Source organism: Acidisoma sp. (genome assembly GCF_035492295.1).
Taxonomy (GTDB): Bacteria; Pseudomonadota; Alphaproteobacteria; order Acetobacterales; family Acetobacteraceae; genus Acidisoma.
This window is the reverse complement of sequence record NZ_DATJJK010000232.1, coordinates 1-6412: the sequence shown is the minus strand read 5'-3', so window position 1 is coordinate 6412 and position 6412 is coordinate 1. Positions and strand designations below refer to the sequence as shown.

7 protein-coding genes and 2 pseudogenes are annotated in these 6412 nt (G+C 68.3%); 8 read left to right on the top strand and 1 reads right to left on the bottom strand.

What is annotated here, in order from left to right; genetic code table 11:
- The 7 genes and pseudogenes from VL752_RS17560 to VL752_RS17530 all read left to right on the top strand — a co-directional run.
- Positions 1–325 (top strand): annotated as a pseudogene (locus tag VL752_RS17560) (alanine--glyoxylate aminotransferase family protein); the annotation flags it as partial.
- Positions 322–1233, top strand: coding sequence for an allantoinase PuuE (gene puuE / locus VL752_RS17555; protein WP_325357157.1), 912 nt, complete (start codon positions 322–324; stop codon positions 1231–1233). The pseudogene VL752_RS17560 and the gene puuE, both read left to right, overlap by 4 nt.
- A complete protein-coding gene (locus VL752_RS17550; RefSeq protein WP_325357156.1) occupies positions 1230–1409 on the top strand; it encodes an AtzG-like protein in 180 nt (59 codons plus the stop codon). Before puuE ends, VL752_RS17550 begins: the two co-directional genes overlap by 4 nt.
- Positions 1406–2812, top strand: a pseudogene (locus VL752_RS17545) (AtzE family amidohydrolase). Before VL752_RS17550 ends, VL752_RS17545 begins: the two are co-directional and overlap by 4 nt.
- A gap of 15 nt (positions 2813–2827) precedes the next feature.
- Positions 2828–3232, top strand: a complete 405-nt coding sequence (gene hpxZ, locus VL752_RS17540; RefSeq protein WP_325357155.1) for an oxalurate catabolism protein HpxZ — start codon at positions 2828–2830, stop codon at positions 3230–3232.
- 12 nt (positions 3233–3244) lie between these two features.
- Positions 3245–4138, top strand: a complete 894-nt coding sequence (locus VL752_RS17535) for a 2-dehydro-3-deoxygalactonokinase (protein WP_325357154.1) — start codon at positions 3245–3247, stop codon at positions 4136–4138.
- An 11-nt stretch (positions 4139–4149) separates the two neighbouring features.
- Positions 4150–4770: a 2-dehydro-3-deoxy-6-phosphogalactonate aldolase gene (locus tag VL752_RS17530; RefSeq protein ID WP_325357153.1), complete on the top strand. Its 621-nt coding sequence runs from the start codon at positions 4150–4152 to the stop codon at positions 4768–4770.
- Here the strand turns inward: VL752_RS17530 and VL752_RS17525 are convergent.
- Entirely contained in the window at positions 4767–5669 is a 903-nt protein-coding gene (locus tag VL752_RS17525) for a LysR substrate-binding domain-containing protein (protein WP_325357152.1), read from the bottom strand. The two genes, VL752_RS17530 and VL752_RS17525, sit on opposite strands and share 4 nt — an antisense overlap.
- Before the next feature lie 91 nt (positions 5670–5760).
- Here VL752_RS17525 and VL752_RS17520 point away from each other — a divergent pair.
- Positions 5761–6412: sulfatase-like hydrolase/transferase (locus VL752_RS17520; RefSeq protein WP_325357151.1), on the top strand; the 652-nt coding region annotated here is incomplete at its 3' end.

Below are 6412 nucleotides of genomic sequence, written 5' to 3'. Positions count from 1 at the left end.
CGGGGTCGAGGCCATGGGCCTGACGGTCTACGGTGACAAGGCCCACAAGATGACCAACGTCACCGGCGTGTTGATCCCGCAGGGGATCGACGGCGAGGGGGTGCGCGCAAGCATGTTGAACGATCATTCCATCGAGATCGGCTCCTCCTTTGGCCCCCTGCATGGGCGGATCTGGCGCATCGGGGCGATGGGCTACAACGCGACCGAGGCGGCCGTGACCCGCACGCTCTGCGCCTTCGAGACGGTGCTGCGGGACCAGGGCCTGAAGCCGCGCAAGGGGGCCGGGGTCGAGGCGGCGCGCGCAATGTTCGAGGCGGCGTCGTGACCGCCCCCCGCGACCTGATCGGCTACGGCGGCAAGGCTCCGAACCCCCAATGGCCTGGCCGCGCCCGCATCGCGGTCCAGTTCGTCCTGAACTACGAAGAGGGCGCGGAGAACTCTGTGCTTCATGGCGACGCGGGCGCGGAGTCCTTCCTGTCCGACATGGTCGGAGCCGCCGCCGTGGAAGGCGCGCGCAACATGGCCATGGAGAGCCTCTATGAATATGGCTCGCGCGCCGGCTTCTGGCGGCTGAGCGACCTGTTCGTCAGCCGCGGCCTGCCGCTCACCGTGTTCGGCGTGGCGAGCGCTCTGGAGCAGAACCCCGCTGCGGTCGAGGCCATGCTGATGGCCGGATGGGAGGTCGCGTCACACGGCTGGCGCTGGATCAACTACCAGTCTGTGCCCGAGGCCATCGAGCGCGAGCACATCGCCAGGGCCATCGCGGTCCATACCCGCCTGACCGGCCAACGGCCGCTGGGGTGGTACCAGGGCCGCACCAGCCCCAACACAGCTCGGCTGGTCGTGGAGGAAGGCGGCTTCCTCTACGACGCCGACAGTTACGCCGACGACCTTCCCTACTACGACACCCGGTTCGGCAAGCCGCAGTTGGTCGTGCCCTATACGCTGGACGCCAATGACATGAAGTTCGTGGCGCTCAACGGCTTCACCACCCCCGGCCAGTTCTTCGACTATTTGAAGGACGCCTTCGACACCCTCTACGCCGAGGGCGAGACGGCGCCCAAGATGATGTCGGTGGGCCTGCACTGCCGCATCGCCGGCAAGCCGTCACGCGCCGCAGCGGTCGCCCGGTTCCTCGACTACGTCCAGCAGCACGACCAGGTCTGGGTGGCCCGGCGGATCGACATCGCCCGCCATTGGCTTGCCCTCCATCCCTACGAGACCGGCGCGTGAGCGATCCGGTAGAGATCCACGTGCGCGCGGCGGCGGAATTGCTCGGCCTCGAGTTGGACGAGGAGGCTATCGCCGCGGTCGCGGCCAACATGCGCATCCTTCAGGCGCTCCAGGCGAAGTTCATGGCGCTCGACCTTCCGGCGGACCTGGACCCGGCTCCGGTGCTTCGGCTGTGACCTCGGCCTGCGACCAGAGCGCCGTGGACATCGCCGACGCGGTGCGGCGGGGCCGGCAGACGGCGGTCGCCGGCGTAAGGGAGGCCTACGCCCGTATCTGCTCGCTCGACCCCACGCTCGGCTGCTTCACCACCACCTACCGGGACCAGGCCCTGGCGACGGCGGAGGCGGTCGACCTGGCCGTGCATCAGGGCCGCGATCCGGGTCCCCTCGCCGGCGTCCCGTTTGCGGTTAAGAACCTGTATGACGTCCAGGGCGAGATCACCCTGGCGGGATCGCTGATCTAGGCCGGCAAGGCGCCGGCGGCGAGCAGCGCGACCCTTGTGACGCGGCTGGAGGCGGCCGGCGCCGTCCTGCTGGGCGCCCTCAACATGGACGAATACGCCTACGGCTTCACGACCGAGAACACGCATTACGGCCCGGCGCGCAATCCGCATGACACGGCGCGGAGTGCCGGCGGCTCTTCCGGCGGGTCAGGCGCGGCGGTCGCTGCCGGTCTTGTGCCGCTGACGCTCGGGACGGACACGAACGGCTCCATCCGCGTGCCGGCCAGTCTCAACGGCATTTTCGGCCTCAAGCCGACCTACGGCAGGCTGTCGCGCGCGGGCTCCATCGCCTTCGTGCCGAGCCTCGACCATATCGGGCCCTTCGCCCGCAGCGTGGCCGACCTCGCATTGGCCTATGACGCGATGCAGGGGCGGGACGCGGCCGATGCCGGCCAGACACCGCGGCCGCTGGAGCCGGTGGCCCCGCTGCTTGCAACGGGCACCGACGGGCTGCGCTTCGGCCGTCTTGCGGGTTATTTCGATGGACCGATGGGGGAGGCCGCGCAGGCCGCCGTCTCCCGTATCGCGGAGGCGCTCAAAGCCGCGCCGGTCGCAGCGCCCGAGAGTGCTGCGGCCGGCCGCTCGGCGGCCTTCGTCATCACCGCCGTCGAGGGTGCGGGGCAACATAGCGCACACCTCCGCCATCGCCGCGCCGACATGGAACCGCTGTCGCGGGACCGTTTGCTGGCGGGCGCCCTGGTGCCGGCCGGGTGGTATCTGCACGCCCAGAAGGTCCGCGCGCTGTGGCGCGCCGCCATGGCTGAGGTGTTCCGGGAATTCGACGTGCTGGTGGCACCCGCGACCGCCGTGCCCGCGCAGCCGATCGGACAGGAGATGCTGACGATTGCCGGCCGCACCATGCCGCTGCGGCCCTCCTTCGGCCTCTTCACCCAGCCCATCACGTGCATCGGCCTGCCGGTGCTTGCCGTGCCGGTACAGAATGCCGAAGGACCGCTTCCCATTGGCGTACAGCTCATCGCCGCCCCTTGGCGCGAAGACCTGCTCATTCGTGCCGCGGCCGCGCTGGAGGCCGCCGGCATCTGCCGGGCGCCGGTGGCGCCGGCCTTCCAGGCCTGAGGATAGGAGAGCGTTTTGGAGATCAACAAGCCGGCGGTTCTCGCCGAACTTACCGCCGCTTTCGCGCGTTACGAGACCGCCCTTGTGACCAACGACGTGGACCTGCTGACCGAGCTGTTCTGGGCAAGCCCGCACACGATTCGCTACGGTGGCGGGGAAAACCTGCACGGCGCGGAGGAGATCGCCGCCTTCCGCCAGGGCCGTGGCACGGGCGATCTCGACCGCGATCTCGCGCGCACCGTCATCACGACCTTCGGGGAGGATTTCGGCACCGCGAGCACGCTGTTCCGCCGCCGATCGACCGGCAAGACGGGCCGGCAGATGCAGACCTGGGTGAGGCTCGACGGTGATTGGCGCGTCGTCGCCGCCCATGTTTCGATACTGGACTTTCCCTTTCCTGAAACGGAACCGAGCCCATGAAAAAGGTGACCTATGATCGGCGTTGACTGGGGCACCAGCAGCTTTCGTGCCTACCGGCTGGGGCCGGACGGCCAGGTGCTGGACCGGGCATCCGCCCATGCGGGCATCATGTTCGTGGAAAACGGGCGCTTTGCGGACATGCTGCGCCGGACGATCCAGCCCTGGGTGAATGCGGGCGAGCGCCATGTGCTGCTCTCCGGCATGATCGGCAGCCGCCAGGGCTGGGTGGAGGCACCCTACAAGCCCTGTCCGGCGGGGGCGGCGGATCTCGCCTCCGCCACCATTCCCGTCGCCTACGACGGGGCTGAAGTCCGCATCGTCCCCGGCGTCACGGCCGAGGAAGCGGGGGTCCCCGAAGTCATGCGCGGGGAGGAGACGCAGATCATCGGCGCGCTCGCCGAGTTCGGAGAGGCCGGCCTCGCCTGCATGCCGGGCAGCCATTCCAAATGGGTGAGCGTGGAGGGCGGCAGGATCGTCAGCTTCTCCACCTATATGACGGGCGAGGCCTTCGCGGCGTTTAGCGGCCACACGATCCTCGGTCGCATGATGAAGGCTGACGCCCCCGCCGATCCGGAAGCGCTGCGCCGCGGCCTCGCGCGCAGCGGTGATCCGGGTGGCTTGCTGCGGCATCTCTTCGGCGTCCGCGCGCTCGGGCTTTTCGGCAAACTGTCCGAAAGCGGGTCCGCTTCCTATCTCTCCGGCCTGCTGCTGGGGCATGAGGTGCGCGCCGCACTCGCGGCCCATCCCGACCGCGGCCCGGTGGTGCTGATCGGCGACCCGAAACTTTGCGATCTCTATGCGCAGGCAATCGCGGTCTGCGGCGGTGTTTCGCGCCTCGTGAATTATGAAGCCGCGCCGGCGGGGCTCCATCGCATCGGCGCCTCCGTCCAATGGACGAGCGTTTGAAGGAGAATGCCATGACCATGAAGGAATGGTTCGCCCGCTGCCCGCTTATCGCGATCCTGCGCGGCGTCCGTCCTGATGAGGTGGTGGAGGTCTGCGCCGCGTTGGAGCGGGCCGGTGTCGCCATCGTCGAAGTGCCGATGAACTCACCCGAGCCACTGGTCAGCATCGGCAAGCTTGCCGCGACCTTCGGCGACCGGTTGCTGATCGGCGCCGGCACGGTGATGACGCCGGATCAGGTGCGCGAGGTCGCGGGGGTCGGGGGCCAGCTGCTCGTCACCCCGCATGCAGATCCGGAACTCGTCCGCACCGCCAAGGGGCTCGGCATGATGGCGGCCCCCGGTTTCTTCACCCCGGCCGAAGCCTTCAGCCTGCTCCGCGCCGGGGCGGACGCCATCAAGCTGTTCCCGGCGGAAGCCGCCAATCCGGCGACGATCAAGGCAGTGCGCGCCATTCTGCCGCCGGGCACGCTCGTCGTGCCGGTGGGCGGCGTCTCGGTGGAAAACATTCCCGCCTGGACGGAAGCGGGGGCGGCCGGATTCGGCATCGGCTCCTCCATCTACAAGCCGGGTGACACGCCTGAGATCGTGGAGAAGAAGGCCCGCGCGCTGGTCGCGGCGGTGAACGCGCTCTAGCTCACGCCGCATTCCGCCAGCAGCCAGCGGCGGAAAGCTTCCACCGCTGGCCGCGCCGCCGCTCGCTCGGGGATGGCAAGCGCATAGCCCCGGGTGGTGGTCGCCACCTCCGCGGCCATCGGCACCAGCAGCCCGGCGGCAAGCTGCCGATCGACCAGCGGACGCCAGCCGAGCGCCGCGCCCTGGCCCTGCATCGCGGCCTCCACCACCAGCGGATACGTATTGAAGTGCAGCATGGGTGCCTGGCCGCGGCGCTTGGGCAGGCCTGCCTGGGTGAACCAGTCCCGCCAGTCGAGCCAGCGCCCCGGCTCGGCCGCATCGAGATCGAGCAGCGGCAATCGCGCCCAGTCGAAGGCGCCATCCTGCAGCCGACAGCGTTCCCGGAAGGCAGGACTGCAGACCGGCATCACCCGTTCCGCGAAAAGCAGCTGCGCTCCCGGCTCGGCCGGACCGAAGGCGATGGTCACATCTGCGTCGGGTGCAGGCGAGATCCGTCTGTGCTGGGAGGTGACGATTCGCACCTCCACCCCTGGCAGGGCCCCTGCCAGATCGGACAGGTGCGGCATCAGCCAGAAGCTTGCGAAACCGAAATCGGTCGCGATGCTGAGTGATGGCGCCTCAGCCTCCTGCCTGAGCGTGGCGAGAGCCTCCTCAATCCGGTCAAGCCCCATTGTCAGGGCGGTGGCGAGAGTGCGGCCCGCTTCCGTCAGCGCGACCCCGCGATGCAGCCGGCGGAACAGCTTTTGTCCGATCTCCTGTTCGATCTGCTGAACGTGCTGGCTGACCGCCGATTGCGACATGCCGATGTGCCGGCCGGCCGCGGAGAAGTTTTCATGCGCGGCTGCCGCCTCGAAGGCGAGGAGAGCGGGCAAGGCCGGGAGATGACGCAGACGTGTCATAAGTCAGCGTGATAGCAACATAAGGACGGAAATGCTTCACGCTTTTGCCACGAAGCGCGACTAACTCCTCGATCACAGGAGTTGGTGGAACGTGGCATCCCGGCCGAACATTCTCATCCTCATGGCGGACCAGCTGACGGCAGGTGCGCTGCCGGCTTACGGCAATCGCGTCGCCAAGACGCCGCATCTCGACCGGCTGGCGCGGGAAGGTGTGGTTTTCGATGCCGCTTACTGCAACAGCCCGCTTTGCGCGCCCTCGCGCGCCATTCTCATGACCGGACGGCTCCCGTCCTCCACCGGCGCTTATGACAATGCGGTAGAGTTTCCATCCCAGTCTCCCACCTTCGCGCATTACCTGAGGGACGCCGGGTACCGCACCATCCTTGCCGGGAAGATGCATTTCTGCGGCCCGGACCAGTTGCACGGTTACGAAGAGCGGCTCACGACTGACATCTACCCGGCCGATTTCGGGTGGACCCCCGATTGGACGCGCTTCGAGGCGCGCCCGGGTTGGTATCACACCATGGATTCGGTCACGCAGGCCGGCCCCTGCACGCGCACGAACCAGATCGACTTCGACGACGAGGTCGTTTCGGCCACGCGTCAGAAGTTATTCGACCTGGCACGCGGCCGGGATAAGCGACCGTTCTGCCTGGTCGCCTCACTCACGCATCCGCACGACCCGTTCACGATGGCCGATCCCTACTGGTCCCGCTACGCGGATCAGGAGATCGACATGCCGC

Excerpts from the sequence above, each read along its gene's own strand:
- VL752_RS17525 (WP_325357152.1), bottom strand. The coding sequence starts at position 5,669 with ATGACACGTCTGCGTCATCTCCCGGCCTTGCCCGCTCTCCTCGCCTTC.
- VL752_RS17535 (WP_325357154.1), top strand. The coding sequence starts at position 3,245 with ATGATCGGCGTTGACTGGGGCACCAGCAGCTTTCGTGCCTACCGGCTG.
- VL752_RS17530 (WP_325357153.1), top strand. The coding sequence starts at position 4,150 with ATGACCATGAAGGAATGGTTCGCCCGCTGCCCGCTTATCGCGATCCTG.